Source organism: Curtobacterium sp. 22159, assembly GCF_052045775.1.
Taxonomy (GTDB): Bacteria; Actinomycetota; Actinomycetes; order Actinomycetales; family Microbacteriaceae; genus Curtobacterium.
Genome location: NZ_JBQEPN010000006.1, coordinates 146,277 through 164,031 on the forward strand (window position 1 = coordinate 146,277; position 17,755 = coordinate 164,031).

The following is a 17,755-nucleotide window of genomic DNA, read 5'->3' on the forward strand; positions in this document are numbered from 1 at the left end:
TGCCAGCTGGCACCGCGCCTCCCGTCCGTCTGCGCGCGCTGCCACCGCCGCCGGGTCGACGCCGCCGGGGCCGATGCCGAACGACATCCTCGCTGTCGTACGACGGCGACATCGTCGTTCCGAGTCGCCCCGCGCCATCGCGTCAACTCAGGTTGACAGTGTCGGACCGTCAATGTAGGTTGACAGTCATGGACCGGCCGACCATCACGAGCCTCGCGGCGGGTGCAGCCGGAGACGACCCGTTCTCCGCCCTCGCCAGCGTGCGCGAGCTGCGTCGTGAGCTCGACCGCACCGAGGAACTCGCCGCTCGACGCGCCCGCAACGCCGGCGCGTCCTGGCAGGAGATCGCGACGCTGCTCGGCGTCAGCCGACAGGCAGTGCACAAGAAGTACGGCAGAAACTAGGAACACGATGAGCTCCCCCTTCGCGCGACCCAAGAAGACCGACGGACCTCGCGCCAGCTTCGGCCGGCTGCTGAGCTACCTGTTCGAGAACAAGCCCGCGATGGTCGTCATCATCGTGCTGAGCGTCCTCGGTGCCGGTGCCTCACTCGCCCAGCCACTGCTCGTGAACCAGGTCGTCACGGCGGTACAGCACGGCAACACCCTCAGCACGCTGGTGTGGATCCTCGTCGCGCTCGTGATCGTCTCCGGGCTGCTCAACGGCATCCAGCACTTCCTGCTCCAGCGCGCCGGAGAGGGCGTCGTGCTCTCCACCCGGCGCAAGCTGATCGCGCGCATCCTGAACCTCCCGATCTCCGAGTTCGACACCCGTCGCACGGGTGACCTCGTCTCCCGGGTCGGCAGCGACACGACACTCCTCCGTGCGGTCCTCACGCAAGGCCTCATCGAGTCGATCGGCGGCGCACTGACGTTCATCGGCGCGGTCGTCGCGATGGCGATCATCGATCCGCTCCTCCTGGGCATCACGGTGTTCATCGTCCTCATCGCGATCGTCGTGGTCGGCGGCCTGAGCCGGCGCATCCGCGTCGCGTCGAAGCGCGCGCAGGAGAAGGTGGGCGACCTCACCGCGGCCGTCGAGCGCGGCATCGGCGCGGTCCGGACGATCCGGGCCGCCGGCGCGACCGAACGTGAGGTGCGCGAAGTCGACGACCACGCGACGGAGGCGTACCGGCGCGGCCTCGACATCGCCAAGATGTCCGCGTTCGTCGTGCCCGTGGCGAGCATCGTGATGCAGGTCGCGTTCATCGCGGTGCTCGGCGTGGGCGGCGCCCAGGTGGCCGCGGGGACGATCACGATCGCCACGCTCATCACGTTCATCCTGCTGCTCTTCATGATGATCATGCCGCTCGGTCAGGCCATGGGTGCCGCGGTCGCCGTCGCGCAGGCCCTCGGAGCGCTCGGCCGGATCGAGGAGATCCTGCACCTCCCGACCGAAGCGCAGGACGACGCCGCGGTCCGGGTCGCGGCGGCGGTCGAGACGGACGACGCCATCACCTTCGAACACGTGTCGTTCCGGTACCGCGGCACCGCGGACGCGTCCGGAGCAGACGGCGCGGTGGCGGCGGACCACACGAGCGAGCGCGACCCCGACCAGACGGTGCTGCACGACGTCTCCTTCCGCGTCCCCCGCGGTGCCCGCGTGGCGCTCGTCGGCCCCTCGGGTGCGGGCAAGTCGACGACCCTGGCCCTCATCGAACGCTTCTACGACCCCACCGACGGCGTGATCCGGCTCGGCGGCGTCGACGTACGCGGACTCGACCGTGCCGAGCTCCGCGCCCAGATCGGGTACGTCGAGCAGGACGCACCGGTGCTGGCCGGCACGATCCGGGCGAACCTGCTGCTCGGTTCACCCGACGCCACCGAGGAGGACTGCGTCCGCGTCCTCGAGGCGGTGAACCTCGGTGAGGTGCTGCACCGCGACCCGCGCGGCCTCGACGCGCAGGTCGGCGAGGACGGCGTCATGCTCTCCGGTGGGGAACGTCAGCGTCTGGCGATCGCCCGGGCGTTGCTCGCCGCTCCCCCGATCCTGCTGCTCGACGAGTCGACCTCGTCACTCGACGGTGTCAACGAGCAGAAGATGCGGCTCGCGATCGACGCCGTCGCCGAGGACCGCACCCTGCTCGTCATCGCGCACCGACTGTCCACCGTGGTCGACTCCGACGTGATCGTCGTGCTCGAGCACGGACGGGTCGTCGGCGTCGGGACCCACTCCGAGCTCGTCGAGTCGACGCCGCTCTACCGGGACCTCGCGAAGCACCAGCTCCTGGTGTGACGGACGCCCCTCAGGCGGCGAACGGGTCCGGCGTCAGCACGTAGACCGTCTCGAGGTACTCCTCGATGCCCTCGTGCGAGCCCTCGCGCCCGAGCCCTGACGCCTTCACGCCGCCGAACGGGAACGCCGCGTTCGAGACGACGCCCGTGTTGAGGCCGAGCATCCCCGTCTCGAGCCGCTCCGCCAGCCGCTGCCCGCGCGTGAAGTCCGAGGTGTAGGCGTACGCGATGAGCCCGAACTCGGTGTCGTTGGCGAGCCGGATGCCCTCCTCCTCGGTGGTGAACCGGGTGATCGACACCACGGGTCCGAAGATCTCGGTCGTGAGGATGTCCGAACCCGGCTGCACGCCGTCGAGGACCGTCGGCGCGTAGTAGGTGCCCGGCCGGTCGACCCGCTGGCCACCGGTGACGAGGCGCGCGCCGCGGGAGACGGCGTCGTCGACGAGCCGAGCGGCCTTGTCCACGGCCCGGTCGTCGATGAGCGGCCCCAGCGTCGCGCCGTCCTCACTCCCCCGGCCGATGCGCAGCGCGTCCACCTTCGCCGTGAGCGCGGCTGTGAAGGCGTCGGCGATGCCCTCCTGCACGAAGAACCGGTTCGCGGCCGTGCACGCCTCACCGACGTTGCGGAACTTCGCCTGCATCGCGGCGCTCACCGCGGTGTCGAGGTCGGCGTCGTCGAACACGAGCAGCGGGGCGTTCCCGCCGAGCTCCATGCTCGTCCTGAGGACGTTGTCCGCCGCCTGCTTGAGGAGCGCCGAACCGACGGGGGTCGACCCCGTGAAGGTCAGCTTCCGGAGTCGGCGGTCGGCGATGATGGGCTCGGACAGGCCCTTCGCGTCGAGGGAGGGCACGACGTTGAGCACGCCGTCCGGGAGCCCGGCACGGCGGAACAGCTCCACGAGGAACAGCGTCGTCAGCGGGGTGAGCTCGGCCGGCTTCACGACCACCGTGCACCCGGCGGCGAGGGCGGGGCCGATCTTCCGGGTCGCCATCGCGAGCGGGAAGTTCCACGGCGTGATCGCGTACACCGGTCCGACCGGGCGCTTGAGCACGATGGCGCGGCCGGTGCCCTCCGGGTTGGTGCGGTAGTCGCCACCGATGCGCACGGCCTCCTCGGAGAACCAGCGCAGGAACTCGCCGCCGTACACGACCTCGCCGCGCGCTTCGGCCAGGGGCTTCCCCATCTCGAGCGTCATGAGCGCCGCCAGGTCGTCCTCGTGCTCGCGGACCAGCTCGAACGCGCGGCGGAGGATGTCCGACCGCTCCCGCGGCGCGGTCGCCGCCCACGCGTCCTGCGCCGCCACGGCCGCGTCCAGCGCCGCGATGCCGTCCTCGGGCGTTCCGTCGGCGACCTCGGCGAGGACCTCACCCGTCGACGGGTCCCGCACCGGGAACGTCGCGCCACCGGAGGCCGCACGCCAGGCGCCGCCGATGAACACGCCGGTGGGGACGCCGTGGACCGAGAGGTTCTCGTCCGCGACGGTGGTGGTCGGTCCGGTGGGGGTCGTGGTGGTCACAGTACTGCTCCTCCGGGGTTCGCCAACCCCTCGTCCATGTCGCTGTGGTCGACGTGCCCGCCGACCGTCCGGATCTCCTCGAGTGCCCGCGCGCTCCGCCCCGGATCGACACCCGTGACGAGGTCGTCGTACACCGCCACGTCGAAGCCGGCGGCGCGGGCGTCGAGCGCCGTCGCACGCACGCAGTGGTCGGTCGCGATCCCGACGATGTCGATCGTCACGACGCGGTGCTCGGCCAGCACGTCGGGGAGCGTCCGGCCCTCCTCCGTACGGGCCTGGAACGCCGAGTAGTCCGGTGTGCCCTGGCCCTTGTACACGTGCACGTCGACGGGCTCCGTGTCGAGGTCGGGGTGGTACTCCGCACCCGGGCTGCCGGCGACGCAGTGGACGGGCCAGGTGGTCTCGTAGTCCGGGCCCTCGGGGCCGGCGAAGTGGCCGCCGTTGTCGTCGTCGCCGTGGTGCCAGTCACGAGAGGCGACGATGAGGTCGTACTCGTCGGCGTGCCGGCCGAGGAAGGCGGTGATGCGCCGTGCGAGCGCCGAACCGCCCGTGACACCCAGGGCGCCGCCCTCGGTGAAGTCGTTCTGGACGTCGACGACGAGGAGTGCCCGGGACATGCACCCATCCAACACCCGGCAGGGCTACGAGCCGCTGAGCTTGCTCCCGCAGGAGTAGGTGGCAGCGGTCACGGCGTCGAGCGCGGGCAGCGCGGCGGCCCGCGACGACCCGATGGCGTAGAACGCGAACGTCAACCGCGTGCCGTCGGCGGCGTCGATGTACCCGCCGAGCGTGTTCGCGCTGTCGATCCAGCCGGTCTTCGCGTGCACCTTCCCGCGCGCGACCGCGTTCGCCCCGGTGAACCGACTCGCGAGGGTGCCCGACTGTCCAGCGACCGGCAGCGCGGAGGCGAGCGTGCCGAGCCCCTTCACCCCCGCGGCGACCTGCACCATGAGGTGGGCGACGAAGTTCGGCGACACGGCGTTGGCGGCGCTCTCGCCCGAGCCGTCCTTGATGACGATGCCCGACGGGTCGACCCCGTAGGACTTGAGCGCGGTCTGGTAGACGGAGGTCAGCGACGCGGCGGAGCCGTTCGCACCGGACTCCTTCGACGACACGCGTGCGAGCATCTCGGCGAGGGTGTTGTCCGAGTTGGGGATCATCTGCCCGATGAGCGTCGACACCGGCTGCGAGGACACGGTGGCGATCGTGTCCGTGCTCGTCGTGGCCCGCTTCACGATCTGCGCGTTCGCGGCACCAGCGACCCCGGCGTTCGCGAGGGCGGTGCGGAACAGCGCTCCGGCCCGGCCGACCGGGTCGGTCGAGCGCGGCGAGGTGGCAGCCCCGGGGTTCGCTCGGTCCCCGTCGACCATGAGCGCCGTGACCTCGGGCTGGTAGCCGATCGTCCGCTCGCTCACCGGCCAGGTCGGGTCCCAGGCGTCGGCGTCGTTCCAGTACGTGTCGTCCGTGACGATCGTCGTCACCGGGGTGCTGCCGAGCTTCGCCTTCACCTGCTGGGCGAGCTGCGCCAGCGTCGGCGCCCCCGGGTACACCGTGGCGCCGCCCGCGGAGAGGGTGGCGTCGCCGTGCCCGACGAGCGCGATGGCGCCGCCGGACTCCCTCGTCACGGTGGTGGGGATGCGGTGGTCGCCCCCGAGCACGGCCAGCGCGGTCGCCGTCGTCAGCGTCTTCATCACGCTGCCGGTCTGCGCCGCCTTGTCGCCGTTGCGGGAGAACAGCACCTGACCGGTCTTCGCGTTCATCACGTAGCCCTCGAAGGCACCGAGACCGCTCGCCGAGGCCGCGCCCGAGATCGTGCACGTCCGCAGGGCGGACGGGCCGGCGACGTCCTCGGGGACGGCGCGGCCGCTCGGCGTCGGGGTGGGCGTCGGCGCGGCCGCCGTCGCGCTGGGCCCGCCCGGGGCCGCGGCGGGTGCACTCGCGGCGGCCGTGGAGGTCGGTGCCGGCGTCGTCGCCGCCGCGACGGCCACCGCCCCGCCGGAACCGAGCACGAGCACGGCCGCGAGGCCGCCGGCGATCCACGGGACCGGACGGCGCGCGACGGACGCGCGGACGGCGGTTCGGGCGTCGCGGAGGCGGTCGGCGACGGAGCGCGGTGCTGGCTGCTGGTCGGACATCGCGAACGATCCTACGGAACTGCGGGAGGAGCCTCCAGGCCCCGACCCGATCTGCTCGGGCCGATCTCAGCCGTCCGCCGGGTACCGGACCCCGACCTGGCGACGGGCCTCGTCCATGAGCGCCATGATCGCGACGGTCTCCTCGGGGTCCATCGGCCCGCCCTCATGCGTGCCGGACACCACCATCGACTCGAAGGCGCGGACTTCGTGCGCGTACCCGGTGAGTTCCTCGCGGCCGTCGAACTCCTCGACCACGGCGCCGTCCCGGTCGCGCAGCCGCCACGTCGTCGGGGTGTACCAGGTCGAGTCGATGTCGATGCGGCCGACCTCACCGATCACCGACGCCGTGTTCGGGCTACGGAGGTCGAGTCCGAAGTGCAGCACCGACTGCGCCCCGCCCTCGTGGGTGAGCACCAGGCCCATCTGCGTGTCGACGCCCTGCTCGCTCAGGGTCCCCGCCGCGACCACGTCCGTCGGCACCCCCAGCACGTCGACCGCGAACGACACCGGGTAGACACCGAGGTCGAGCAGCGCTCCCCCGCCGAGCGCGGGGTCGTTCAGCCGGTGCGACGGGTCGGAGGGCAGCGCCTGGTGGTGCGTCGCCTCGACGACCCGGGGCCGTCCGATGCGCCCCTCGGCGATCACCTCACGGATCATCGCCATCTGCGGGAGGAACCGCGTCCACATCGCCTCCATCACGGCGACGTCGGCGCGGCGGGCGGCGTCGACGACCCGACGGGCCTCGTCGGCGGTGATCGTGAACGCCTTCTCGACCAGCACGTGCTTGCCCGCCTCGATCGCGAGCAGTGCGTCCTCGGCGTGGCGGGAGTGCGGGGTGGCGACGTAGACCGCGTCGACACCGTCGTCGGCGACGAGGTCCTCGTAGGAACCGTGTGCGCGCGGGATGTCGAACTCGGCCGCGAACGACTCGGCATGCGCCGCGGTGCGGCTGCCGACCGCCACGAACTCGACGCCGGCGGCGGTGCAGTCCGCCACGAAGGAGCGTGCGATGCCGCCTGTGCCGATGACTCCCCAGCGAACCGTCATGGGTCCTGTCTACCAGGGGGTGCGGACGGCACGNCACGCCACCGACGCGGAGCCCCGAGACCCAGCGGGTCTCGGGGCCTCCGTCAGATCACCTCGGCATCGTCATGGCCGGGGGCGCCGCTGCCTCGATGCGCCTCACTCCCAGCGCAGCCCGGAGCCGCCCATCGAGTAGAGGCCGCTCCATCCGGTGCCCTGACCCGGGGTGGAGTAGGTGTGGTAGAGCTGCCCGTTGCTCCCGATCGCGAACACCTCTTCGTTGTCCTGGTCGTTGTACCCCACGGCGACGTCCTGGAAGCCGGAACCTCCGAGGCCGGACCAGCCGTTCCACCCGTTCGACGGGTCGTACCAGGCGTGGAAGAGCGCGCCGCCACCACCGATCGCGATCACGTCGGTGTTGCCCGAGGCGTTGTAGCCCACAGCGACGTCGGTGAAGTTGGTCCCGCCGAGGCTGTCCCATCCCTTCCAGCCGCTGGAGGGGTCGAACCAGGCGTGGTACATGACACCGCCGCCACCGATCGCGAACAGTTCCTCGTTACCGGCCGCGTTGTAGCCGAGCGTCACCTCGGTGAAGGCGGAACCGCCCATCGAGGACCAGGAGTTCCAGCCGGAGCCCTTGGTGAACCAGGTGTGGTACATCGTCCCGCCGGCACCGATGGCGAAGATCTCGGGCTCGCCGTTCTTGTTGTACCCGGTGGTCACGTCGGTGAAGTTGCTGCCGCCGAGGCTCCCCCAGCCGACCCAGCCCTTCGATGGGTCGTACCAGGTCTGGTACATCTGACCGCCGCCTCCGATGGCGTACAAGACCTCGTTCCCCTCGAGGTTGTAGCTGAGCGCCATGTCGGTGAAGTTCGATCCACCGAGCGAGCTCCAAGCCGTCCACCCCTTCGCAGGGTCGAACCACTTGTGGAAGATCGCGCCACCGCCGCCGATGGCGAAGACCTCCTCGTTGCCCTCGGCGTTGGTGCCGACCGTGATCTTCGTGTTCGAGCTGCCGCCGAGATCACCCCAGCCGTTCCACCCGCCTCCCTTTCCGGGCGTCGAGAAGTTGTTGACGACGTTCCCGCCGGAGCCGATCGCGAAGACCTCTTCGTTCATCGAGGAGTTGTACCCGATCGGTCCGCTGGGGTACCGCTTGTTCGCCTTGTTCTGGCGGGTGCGCTGCTCGGTCGGGAAGCCGGGGAAGGACCAGGCGATCGGCGTGCCCTGCGTGACCTTGGCACCGCACGCGAAGTACGAGCTCGGGCCCGACTGCGCGACTCCCTTGATGATGACCTCGAAGTGGAGGTGAGGACCGGTGGAGTGACCGGTGCTGCCCACCTTTCCGATGACCTGCCCCTTCGACACGACCTGTCCGACGTTCACCGTCGGCGAGTTGACGATCATGTGCCCGTAGCGGGACGTGTAACCTGCCCCGTGGTCGATCACGACCTGGGTGCCGTACCCCTCCGTGCTGCTGGACTGGCGGACGTCGACGACCGTGCCCTTCGCTGCTGCTTCGATCGCCGTCCCCGAGTTGGCCGCGATGTCGAAGCCGGAGTGGGCCGAACCGTCGATGCAGTGACCCTGGACGAGGTTGCCGGTGACCGTGCCCGACACGGGCACGATCATGTCCCCCGTTGCTGCACCGGCGGGTGCCGCAACCACCACGCCGCCGAACATGGCGGCGACGGCTGTGGAGACGGCGAGCCATCTCCCGGTGTTCTTGCGCTTGCTCATCGATCTCTCCCCTGGAGGCCGTCGGGGGGGGGGGGGCACCGCCCCTCGGCGCCCGCCCGCCTCCTCCGGAAACCTATCGATACACACAGGATCGCGACGAGGCCCCACAACGAGCGTCGACGAAACGCCCCACCGGCGGGGGTACAAGATCGCCGGGAATGCTCACGCGTGTCACCGGCGAAGCGGTCTGCCGCCGGCCGAGAGGCCGATCTCCGCACACGACCGCGGCAACGAAAAAGCCCCGATCAACAGGAGCTGGAGTCCGTTTGAACGGGGCTTTTCTTCGGAGCCGCCTGTCGGAATCGAACCGACGACCTATTCATTACGAGTGAATCGCTCTGCCGACTGAGCTAAGGCGGCGGACGCTCCGTTGCCGGAGCGGCACGGGTCACAACTATACAGGTTCACGCGAGCGAACGCGAAACGAGCGCGTCGAGGTCGGCGAACGACCGCTCCAACTCGTCGACCAGGTGCGTGTCGGCGTCACCGTCCGACCACTCCCACCACGCGTGGCGGAGTGCCGCGAGGGCGACGAGCGACGCCAGCCGCGCCCGCCGACGAAGGGCTTCCCCGACGAGGTCTCCGCCCGCCCGCTCGAGCCGTTCCACCACCGCACGCTCGATCGCGGCCTGGAACTCCTTCATCGACTCCATCCGCCGACTGAACAGCTCCGGTGCCGCGCGGAGCACCTGCTGGCGTTCCTCGATCAACCCGCGCTCTTCGATGAGCTCCCGCGTCGAGTGCACGAGCAGCGCGCCCAGGTCCCCGAGCAGGTCCCCCGTGGGCCCCCCGTCCCGGAAGTCCGACAGGAGGGCGTCGTCCGGCAGCGTCGGGTCGTCCCCGAGGAGCGCACCTTCCTTGTTCGGGAAGTAGTTGAAGAACGTCCGCGGGGAGACGTCGGCGCGACGCGAGATCTCGTCCACCGTCACCGCCGCGAGGCCGTCCTCGATCGCGATGCGGAGCGCGGCCTGCTGGATGGCCAGTCGGGTGGCACGGCGCTTCCGCTCGCGCAGGCCGGGTTCGGCGTCGGGCATGCGGCGATTGTCCCATGCGCTGCCGTGCGGCACGCCACTCGCTGTCATGTCTCGCAGCGTGCGTCTCGCTCAGCATCGTCGGGGTCGTACCCGCGCACAGACTGGAGGCGCGGTCCGGGCAGGCACCGCGCCTCCAGTCCGCGTCGTGGTGGCGTCGCGGCAGCGGCTCGCTCGCTCGGTCGGCGGCCGGCCGGCTGTTGGCGGCCGTCGCTCCCGCGCTGCAGGGTGCTCAGCGGCTCGCGCGGGCCACCGTGACGAGCAGCGCCTCGAGCGCGAGGAGCGCCGCGACGTTCGCGGCGATGCGCTGGCGTGCGAGGGCGACGGCGTCGAGGACCTCGAGCGCCGCTGCCGGCGTCACCGACTGGAGCGCCCGGTCGAGGTGCTCGCGCATCGCGAGGTTCACCGGTTCGGCCGGAGCGCCGAGACCGAGCAGCAGGAGGTCACGGTAGAGCGACGAGACGTCGACCAGGATGCGGTCCAACCCGTCCCGGAGGCTCCGGGTCGCGCGCCGCTTCTGGTCCTCCTCGAGCGCGCGGAGCTGCGAACGCAGTGCGGGTGGGATCGTCCCGCCGGGTTCGACACCGAGGGAACGGAGCGCCGCGTCGCGTTCCTCGGCGTCACGCTGCTCGGTGATCGCCTTGGCGTCCTCGTCGGCCACGGCCAACAGCTCCGCCGCGGCCATCACGGCGTCGCCCACCGTCCGGACGCCGAGCACCGTCGTGAGGGTCCGACGCCGACGGGCACGGGCGTCCTCACTCGTGGCGAGACGCTGGGCCATGCCGATGTGGCTCTGCGCCTGCCGGGCAGCGTCCATCGCGAGCGCCCGGTCGACACCGGTGCGCGCGACGATGAGGTCGGCGACGGACTCGATCCCCGGTACCCGGAGCCGGACCGAGCGAACCCGTGAGCGGATCGTCGGCAGCAGATCGGCTTCGCTCGGCGCGCAGAGGATCCACACGGTGCGCTCGGGCGGTTCCTCGAGCGCCTTGAGGAGCAGGTTGGACGTCCGTTCGGTCATGCGGTCGGCGTCCTCGATGATGACGACCCGGTAGCGACCGACCGACGGCGAGTAGTGCGACGACGTCACGAGCTGCCGGATCTCGTCGATCGTGATGATGACCCGCTGCGTCGTGAGCACCGACACGTCGGGGTGGGTCTTCGCGACGATCTGCTGCAGGGTGTGGTCGTCGTCGGGGCCGTTGCCGACGAGGGCGGCCGCGAACGCCGCAGCGACGTTCGACCGGCCGGAACCGGGTGGTCCGGTGATGAGCCAGGAGTGGGTCATGCCACCCGTGCCGTCGGGCCCCTCGGCCGCGTTCCGCAGGGAGGCGACCGCTTCTTCTTGCCCGGTCAGGCCGTCCCACACGCTCACGGGATCATCCTGCCAGTGACCACCGTCATCCCTCATCGATCCCGACGAGGGGACCGACGGCCGCCCGGATGACCTGCTGTACCTCGTCGGCGGGCGCCTCCGCGTCGACGACCAGGAACCGATCGGGCTCCGCTGCCGCCATGTCCAGGAAGGCCTGCCGGACGGTCTCGTGGAACGCCTCGGCCTCGGACTCGAGCCGGTCGAAGGTGTCACCGCGGGCAGCGGCGACCCGGGACCGCCCGACCGTCACGTCGAGGTCGAGCAGGATCGTGAGGTCGGGCGCCAGACCGTCGGAGGCCCACTCGGACACCTCGCGGATGTGCTCCGCGCCGAGGCCGCGCGCGACGCCCTGGTAAGCGACCGACGAGTCGATGTAGCGGTCCTGCAGCACGACGTCGCCGCGGGCGATCGCCGGGCGCACCAGCGTCTCCACGTGGTGGGCGCGGTCGGCAGCGTAGAGGAGGGCCTCGGCACGCGGTGCCACGTGGCCGCGCTCGTGGAGCACGATCTCGCGGATCCGGACGCCGAGGTCGGTCCCACCGGGTTCACGGGTGCGGACCACGGTCCGGCCGTGCTCCTCGAGCCACGCCGTCAGCAGCTGCGCCTGCGTGGTCTTGCCCGCGCCGTCACCGCCCTCGAGCGTGATGAACCGGCCGCTCACTTCTTCTTGGCCGCCGGCTTCCGCGCCGCGGTCTTCTTCTTCACCGGACCCTTGGCACGCTTGTCCGCGATGAGCTGCACGGCCCGGGCGTGGTCGACCGCCTCGATGTCCTCGCCGCGCGGGATCGTCGCGTTCGTCTCGCCGTCCGTGACGTACGGGCCGAACCGGCCGTCCTTCATCTTGATCGGCTTGCCGGACACCGGGTCCGCGTCGAACTCCTTGAGCGCTGCACTCGCTGCCCGGCGCCCGCCGTACTTGGGCTGGGCGAACAGCTCGAGCGCGCCCGGGAGGTCGATGTCGAAGATCGCGTCCTCGCTCGGGAGGGTCCGGGTGTCGGTCCCCTTCTTGAGGTAGGGACCGTACCGGCCGTTCTGCGCCGTGATGGGTTCGCCGGACTCGGGGTCGGTACCGACGGTCCGCGGGAGGTCGAGCAGCTTCAGCGCGGTCTCGAGGTCGATCGTCTGCGGGTCCATCGACTTGAAGAGCGAGGCCGTGCGTTCCTTGGGCGCTGCTGCCTTCTTCGTCGTCTTCTTCGCCGGCGCCTTCTTGGCGGTCGTCGTGTCGGCAGCCGTGGCCGTGCCGGCAGCCGTGGTCGTCCCGGCGCCGGCCGCCGGTGCTGCCGAGGTGTCGAGCACCTCGCCCGTCGCAGGGTCGACCTCCGGCTCGGGCTCCGGCGTGCGCTCGGTCACGTAGGGCCCGAACCGACCGTCCTTCGCGAGCACCTCCTTGCCGGTCTCCGGGTTGATGCCGACGACGCGGTCGCCGAGCACCGGCGCGTCCACCAACTCGCGCGCCTTCTCGGCGGTGAGCTCGTCGGGTGCGAGGTCCTCGGGGACGTTGACGCGTCGGGGCTTCTCCGGGTCGTCACCGGGCACCTCGATGTACGGACCGTACCGACCGATGCGCAGGGTCAGACCCGGGGCGAGCTCGACCGAGTTGATCTCACGGGCGTCGATCTCACCGAGGTTGTCGATGACCGTGCGGAGGCCGCGCTGGTCACCGCCGCCGAAGTAGAACTCCTTGAGCCAGTCGACCCGGTCAGCGTCGCCGTTGGCGATCCGGTCGAGGTCGGCTTCCATGTCGGCCGTGAACTGGTACTGCACGAGGTCACCGAAGTAGTCCTCGAGCAACCGGACCACGCTGAACGCGATCCAGTTCGGGACGAGCTGGGTGCCGCGCAGCGAGACGTAGCCGCGGTCGATGATCGTCGGACTGATCGTCGGGAAGGTCGACGGGCGCCCGATGTCGAGGTCTTCGAGCGTCTTGATCAGGCTCGCCTCGGTGTACCGCGGCGGAGGCGTCGTGTCGTGTCCCTTGGCGACGACGTCTTCGACACCGAGGTGCTCGCCTTCCTTCACGTCGGGGAGCGCGACGTCCGTGCCCGACCGGTCGGAGGACTCGTGTCGGTCCTCGTCGCGGCCTTCCTCGTAGGCGTTGAGGAACCCGCGGAAGGTGATGACGGTGCCGGACGCCGTGAACTCGGCATCGGTGCCGTTCGCCGTCGACGCGATGCCGGCGACCTGCTCGTCCGAGGTGATGCCGAGGACGATCGACGCCGTGGATCCCTTGGCGTCCGCCATCTGGGACGCGATCGTGCGCTTCCAGATGAGGTCGTAGAGCCGCCACTCGACGCCGGTGAGGGTGCCCTCGAGCTGCGCCGGCGTGCGGAAGGTGTCACCAGCGGGACGGATCGCCTCGTGCGCTTCCTGCGCGTTCTTGCTCTTGCTGGCGTAGACCCTCGGCTTGTCCGGCACCGTCTCGGCGCCGTAGAGGTCGGCCGCCTGCTTCCGGGCCGCGTCGATCGCCTGCTTCGACAGGTTGACCGAGTCGGTACGGATGTAGGTGATGTAGCCGTTCTCGTACAGGGTCTGTGCTGCGCGGGCGGTCTGGCGCGGCGAGAGGCGGAGCTTCCGGGCCGCCTCCTGCTGCATCGTCGAGGTCGTGAACGGCGCGGCGGGGCGACGCGTGTACGGCTTTGACTCGACGCTGCGCACGGTGGCGTTACCGGCACGCTCGAGCACGGTCGTCAGGGCGGCGGCCGCGGCCTCGTCGAGCCGGACGGCGTCGCCCTTCAGCGTGCCGCGGTCGTCGAAGTCGCGTCCCGAGGCGACGCGGGTCCCCTGCACACGGGCGAGCCGGGCCGTGAAGGCGGCGTCACCCTCCTTCTCGAAGCGGGCGCTGAGGTCCCAGTAGTTCGCGGAGACGAAGGCGAGCCGCTCGCGTTCGCGGTCGACGACCAGGCGGGTCGCGGCGGACTGCACCCGGCCGGCGGACAGGCCGGGCCCGACCTTGCGCCAGAGGACCGGCGAGACCTCGTAGCCGTAGAGGCGGTCCAGGATGCGACGGGTCTCCTGCGCGTCGACGAGGGCGGTGTCGAGCTCGCGGGTGGCTTCCTGCGCGCGCTGGATCGCTTCCTTCGTGATCTCGTGGAACACCATCCGCTTGACGGGCACCTTGGGCTTGAGGACCTGCAGGAGGTGCCACGCGATGGCCTCGCCTTCGCGGTCTTCATCGGTTGCGAGGTAGAGCTCGTCGGCTTCCTTGAGCGCCCGCTTGAGCTCGGCAACCGTCTTCTTCTTCGCGTCGGAGACGACGTAGTAGGGCTCGAAGCCGTTGTCGACGTCCACCGAGAACTTGCCGAGGGAGCCCTTCTTGAGCTCCGCGGGCAGGTTCTTGGGCTCGACGAGGTCACGGATGTGTCCGACGGACGCCTGGACCTCGTATCCGTCGCCGAGGTATTGCGCGATCGTCTTCGCCTTCGCGGGGCTCTCGACGATGACGAGCTTCTTCGTGCCTGGCACGTGTCTCCTTGATCGATGGTGCGCGTCGGCCCTGGACGACGAGCGCGTCCGGGTCGACCGGGGCACCGGTGACCGGGGGCCGACAGGCACACCATACACATAGTGTTCGGGCTGGTCGTCCGCGGGTCCGGCGACTGCGGATGCGCCGACGGCGAACGGTCCGCCGCCGACGACGACCCGGACGCGCGCGATCGACGCGGCGGTGTGGCAGGTGCCGATCGACGCGGCGTTGGCGCGCGCGACGCGGGCGGCGACCGCACACGGCTCCCCCGAGAGCAGTCCGACGACGGCTGCTGCTGCGGCGACCGCGGAGGCGTCCGCAGCGGACTGGGCGCGGACCGTCGCGACGCGCACCCCCGCCGCGGCGAGCGCCGACGTCCCCACGAGGAGGGCGACACCGACGGCCACCGTCACGAGGACGGTCGCCGACCCGCGCTCGTTCACCGGCCCTGCTCCGCCGCGCACCCGGTGGCACGGAGCGGGACGGCGGAGAAGGGGCCGACACCGCCGCGCGAGGTCTCGACGCACACGACGTCGCCGCCACGCCGAACGGAGACGGCGGCCCCGGGTGCGAGCCGGTCGACCGCGCTCCGCCCTGCGTCGTCGTCGCCGCGCCCGAGCGCACGTGCCGCGGTGGCCGCGGCCAGCTGGAGTCGGCCGAGGCCGTCCACCACGAGCACGGCGGCGACGAGCGTGGTCAGGACGAGTGCGACGACGGGGAGCACGACCGCGAACTCGACGCTCACGGTGCCGCGTTCCCCCGTGGGCGGCGCGACGGCGTCTCCCCCGGCCCGGGACCTAGAGCGAGAGCGCACCACGGACCAGTTCCGTGAGGATGCTCTGGACCTCACCGGAGCGCATCACCGCGACGAGCACCCCGGCGAACGCGACCGCGGCGAGGATGACGACGGCGTACTCGGCGGTGGCCGAGCCCCGGTCGTCCTGCAGTCGTCGGCGGAGTCGGGTCACGAGGCGTCGTCGCTGGGTGGCGGGTGTGTCGGTCATGGGTTCGTCCTTCCTTCTGCGGTGGACCCAGCCTCCTTTCCCCGCAACGCCCGGTACGGCGCGGTCGGCGGATCGGTGGAGGCGTCACAGCACCTCGACGACTGTGGAGGAGAGGACACCGACCACGACCGGCACGACGCCGACGAGGACGAACGCGGGCAGGACGCACACACCGAGGGGCAGGACCAGCCGGACGGCCAGCCGCTCGGCAGCGGCGAGGCCGAGGGCGGCCGCCTCGTCCCGTACGTCCTCCGCGGCAGCGTGCAGCAGGGCCGCCGCCGGCACCCCGGCTCGCCGTGCGAGCCCGAGGACCTCGCGGAGGTGGGCGTCCTCCGACCGCTGGCGTGGGTCCCGTTCCGGCTCGGTCGTGGCCGCCTCCGCGAACGCCGCGCGCACGGCAGCACCGGCAGCGGTCCACGATCCGCCGCCGGACACGGCCACTGCCCACGCGTCGAGCAGGATGCCCGGCACGTGGCCGTCCGGTGTGGCTGCCCGGACGAGCCGCGCCGTCCACGCTCGTCCTGCCCCGACCAGGACGGCGGCGAGCAGGCAGCACGCCCACCCGACCGGCGTCCCGACGAGCACGTGCACGGCACCGGCACCCCACGCCGACCCGAGGGCGAGCCCGAGCACCGGGAGCGCCAGGACGACGCGTGCGCTGGCACGCGGGCCCGCCAGTGCCACCCGCACCGCTCGGTCGGACGCCGCCGAACGCCGCAGGGCCGAGGCGAGTGCCCGGAGCGTGGCGGCCGACGGGGCTCCCGTCCGCTCGGCGACACGGATCACGACGGCGACGTCCTGCAACGCGGCATCGACCCCCCGGGGAAACCCACCGGCGAGGGCCCAGGCCCGGGGCGGGGGAACGCCGGCGGCGACGAGCGTCGCGACCCGGTCAAGGGTCCGAGCAGCGGCGGCGGCCTCCTCCGACGGCCGGCCGGGTCGCCGGGGGAACCGACCACGGCGTTCCCCGTCCGTCCGCGTCACCGCACCCGTTCGACGGGGCGGACGACGAGCCTCCCGTCCGGGCCGACGCCCAGGCCGCCGACTGCACCGAGACGTCGTCGTCCGGACCGCCGTTCGACGTGCAGCACCAGGTCGAACGCGCTGACCGCCTGCCGGGCCAACGCCTCGGCACCGAGGCCTGCCAGCGCTCCGAGTGCTTCGAGCCGCGCGGGCACGTCGGCGATGCCGTTGGCGTGGACGGTGCCGGCGCCGCCGTCGTGGCCGGTGTTGAGCGCGGAGAGCAGTTCACGCACCTCGGCGCCGCGACACTCCCCGACGACGATCCGGTCCGGGCGCATGCGGAGCGCTTCCCGGAGGAGTCGGTCGAGTCCGAGCGCGCCCGCTCCCTCGGCGTTCGCCTGTCGTGCCTCGAGCGCGACCACGTGGGGATGGTCGACCCGGAGTTCGGCGACGTCCTCGACCGTGACGATCCGTTCGTCCCGCGGGACAGCGCCGAGCATCGCGGCGAGCATCGTGGTCTTGCCGCTCCCGGTCGCGCCGGTGACGAGGACGTTCCGCCGCTCCTCGACGGCGTGCTCGACCACGGCCCGCGGGACACGGGTGAAGGCGCCGAGTGCCTCGAGCGCGGCGAGGGTCGGCACGTCCGGTGCGGGGAGCCGGATCGACACCGACGTCCCGCTGACCGAGACGGGTGCGAGGACGACGTGCACACGGATGCCGTCGCCGTGCCGGACGTCGGCGCACGGCGTGGACTCGTCGACGTGCCGTCCGCCGTGTGCGACGAGTTCGGTCGCGAGTCCCCGGACGCGTCGTTCCGGCAGGTCGAGCGCGACGCGTTCGAGCCCGGTCCCGCGGTCGATCCACGTGCCGCGGTCCCCGATGACGAGGACGTCGGTCACGGCGGCGTCTCCGACCAGTGCGGCGAGTTCCTCGAACTCGGCGGCGGCCACTGCCCGCCGTCTGCTCGGTCGGGACGCTCCGGGCAGGAAGGGCGTGGCGGCGCGGTGTCGGTGCATGGCACCGGACAGTAGGGAACGGAGGCCGGGCGGGGGACGGCGTTCGGCGATGCCGTGGACAGGGGCGGCAGCAGCGGACCAATGAACTGTTTTGTACCCCGAACCGGAAAGCCGTACCCCAGTCAGTGTCCACTCCCCGCAGGGCGGATCCGACGAGGAGACCGGGACGACCGGAGGTTGGCGAACGCAACAGCAACACAGCCCGGTGAACTGCGGTTCGATGCACGAGCATGGACAGGTCTGTCCATGCTTCG

Annotated in this window: 15 protein-coding genes and 1 tRNA gene; 2 read left to right on the forward strand and 14 right to left on the reverse strand. The window is 71.5% G+C overall.

Going from position 1 to position 17,755, the window contains the following annotated elements:
• Positions 1-188: 188 nt before the first annotated feature.
• Positions 189-404, forward strand: coding sequence for a hypothetical protein (locus ACTJKO_RS09105; protein ID WP_022907338.1), 216 nt, complete (start codon positions 189-191; stop codon positions 402-404).
• 7 nt (positions 405-411) lie between these two features.
• Positions 412-2,235, forward strand: a complete 1,824-nt coding sequence (locus ACTJKO_RS09110) for an ABC transporter ATP-binding protein (RefSeq protein WP_440687879.1) — start codon at positions 412-414, stop codon at positions 2,233-2,235.
• Between the two features lie 10 nt (positions 2,236-2,245).
• Here ACTJKO_RS09110 and ACTJKO_RS09115 read toward each other — a convergent pair whose 3' ends face one another.
• The 14 genes from ACTJKO_RS09115 to ACTJKO_RS09180 all read right to left on the reverse strand — a co-directional run bounded on the left by ACTJKO_RS09115 (position 2,246) and on the right by ACTJKO_RS09180 (position 17,501).
• Entirely contained in the window at positions 2,246-3,751 is a 1,506-nt protein-coding gene (locus tag ACTJKO_RS09115) for an NAD-dependent succinate-semialdehyde dehydrogenase (protein ID WP_440687881.1), read from the reverse strand.
• Positions 3,748-4,368 carry an isochorismatase family protein gene (locus ACTJKO_RS09120; RefSeq protein WP_440687883.1) on the reverse strand — a complete coding sequence of 207 codons (621 nt, stop codon included), beginning with the start codon at positions 4,366-4,368 and terminating at the stop codon, positions 3,748-3,750. The genes ACTJKO_RS09115 and ACTJKO_RS09120 overlap by 4 nt, the downstream gene beginning before the upstream one ends.
• 24 nt (positions 4,369-4,392) lie before the next feature.
• A complete protein-coding gene (gene dacB, locus ACTJKO_RS09125; RefSeq protein WP_440687885.1) occupies positions 4,393-5,886 on the reverse strand; it encodes a D-alanyl-D-alanine carboxypeptidase/D-alanyl-D-alanine endopeptidase in 1,494 nt (497 codons plus the stop codon).
• 66 nt (positions 5,887-5,952) lie between these two features.
• Positions 5,953-6,933, reverse strand: a complete 981-nt coding sequence (locus tag ACTJKO_RS09130) for a Gfo/Idh/MocA family protein (protein WP_440687887.1) — start codon at positions 6,931-6,933, stop codon at positions 5,953-5,955.
• 135 nt (positions 6,934-7,068) lie between these two features.
• Entirely contained in the window at positions 7,069-8,649 is a 1,581-nt protein-coding gene (locus tag ACTJKO_RS09135; protein WP_440687889.1) for a peptidoglycan DD-metalloendopeptidase family protein, read from the reverse strand.
• Positions 8,650-8,936: 287 nt separating this feature from the next.
• A tRNA-Thr gene (locus tag ACTJKO_RS09140) sits at positions 8,937-9,009 on the reverse strand.
• A 44-nt stretch (positions 9,010-9,053) separates the two neighbouring features.
• A complete protein-coding gene (locus ACTJKO_RS09145) occupies positions 9,054-9,683 on the reverse strand; it encodes a TetR/AcrR family transcriptional regulator (protein WP_440687891.1) in 630 nt (209 codons plus the stop codon).
• Between the two features lie 229 nt (positions 9,684-9,912).
• Positions 9,913-11,055, reverse strand: a complete 1,143-nt coding sequence (locus tag ACTJKO_RS09150; protein WP_440687893.1) for a DNA polymerase III subunit delta' — start codon at positions 11,053-11,055, stop codon at positions 9,913-9,915.
• 25 nt (positions 11,056-11,080) lie between these two features.
• Complete coding sequence (gene tmk, locus ACTJKO_RS09155) at positions 11,081-11,716, reverse strand: dTMP kinase (protein WP_440687895.1); 636 nt, start codon at positions 11,714-11,716, stop codon at positions 11,081-11,083.
• Positions 11,713-14,517 (reverse strand): type I DNA topoisomerase, encoded by a 2,805-nt coding sequence (gene topA, locus ACTJKO_RS09160; RefSeq protein ID WP_440688016.1) that lies wholly within the window; start codon positions 14,515-14,517, stop codon positions 11,713-11,715. The genes tmk and topA overlap by 4 nt, the downstream gene beginning before the upstream one ends.
• Positions 14,518-14,957: 440 nt before the next feature.
• Positions 14,958-15,263, reverse strand: a complete 306-nt coding sequence (locus ACTJKO_RS09165) for a TadE family type IV pilus minor pilin (protein WP_440687897.1) — start codon at positions 15,261-15,263, stop codon at positions 14,958-14,960.
• A gap of 52 nt (positions 15,264-15,315) precedes the next feature.
• Positions 15,316-15,522, reverse strand: coding sequence for a DUF4244 domain-containing protein (locus tag ACTJKO_RS09170; RefSeq protein WP_440687899.1), 207 nt, complete (start codon positions 15,520-15,522; stop codon positions 15,316-15,318).
• 84 nt (positions 15,523-15,606) lie between these two features.
• Positions 15,607-16,506, reverse strand: a complete 900-nt coding sequence (locus ACTJKO_RS09175; RefSeq protein ID WP_440687901.1) for a type II secretion system F family protein — start codon at positions 16,504-16,506, stop codon at positions 15,607-15,609.
• Positions 16,503-17,501, reverse strand: a complete 999-nt coding sequence (locus tag ACTJKO_RS09180) for a TadA family conjugal transfer-associated ATPase (RefSeq protein ID WP_440687903.1) — start codon at positions 17,499-17,501, stop codon at positions 16,503-16,505. The genes ACTJKO_RS09175 and ACTJKO_RS09180 overlap by 4 nt, the downstream gene beginning before the upstream one ends.
• Positions 17,502-17,755: the final 254 nt, after the last annotated feature.

Coding starts and splice junctions, on each gene's coding strand:
- ACTJKO_RS09105 (WP_022907338.1), top strand. CDS start 189: ATGGACCGGCCGACCATCACGAGCCTCGCGGCGGGTGCAGCCGGAGAC.
- ACTJKO_RS09135 (WP_440687889.1), bottom strand. CDS start 8,649: ATGAGCAAGCGCAAGAACACCGGGAGATGGCTCGCCGTCTCCACAGCC.
- ACTJKO_RS09180 (WP_440687903.1), bottom strand. CDS start 17,501: ATGCACCGACACCGCGCCGCCACGCCCTTCCTGCCCGGAGCGTCCCGA.
- ACTJKO_RS09145 (WP_440687891.1), bottom strand. CDS start 9,683: ATGCCCGACGCCGAACCCGGCCTGCGCGAGCGGAAGCGCCGTGCCACC.
- ACTJKO_RS09120 (WP_440687883.1), bottom strand. CDS start 4,368: ATGTCCCGGGCACTCCTCGTCGTCGACGTCCAGAACGACTTCACCGAG.
- ACTJKO_RS09170 (WP_440687899.1), bottom strand. CDS start 15,522: ATGACCGACACACCCGCCACCCAGCGACGACGCCTCGTGACCCGACTC.
- dacB (WP_440687885.1), bottom strand. CDS start 5,886: ATGTCCGACCAGCAGCCAGCACCGCGCTCCGTCGCCGACCGCCTCCGC.
- ACTJKO_RS09110 (WP_440687879.1), top strand. CDS start 412: ATGAGCTCCCCCTTCGCGCGACCCAAGAAGACCGACGGACCTCGCGCC.
- ACTJKO_RS09130 (WP_440687887.1), bottom strand. CDS start 6,933: ATGACGGTTCGCTGGGGAGTCATCGGCACAGGCGGCATCGCACGCTCC.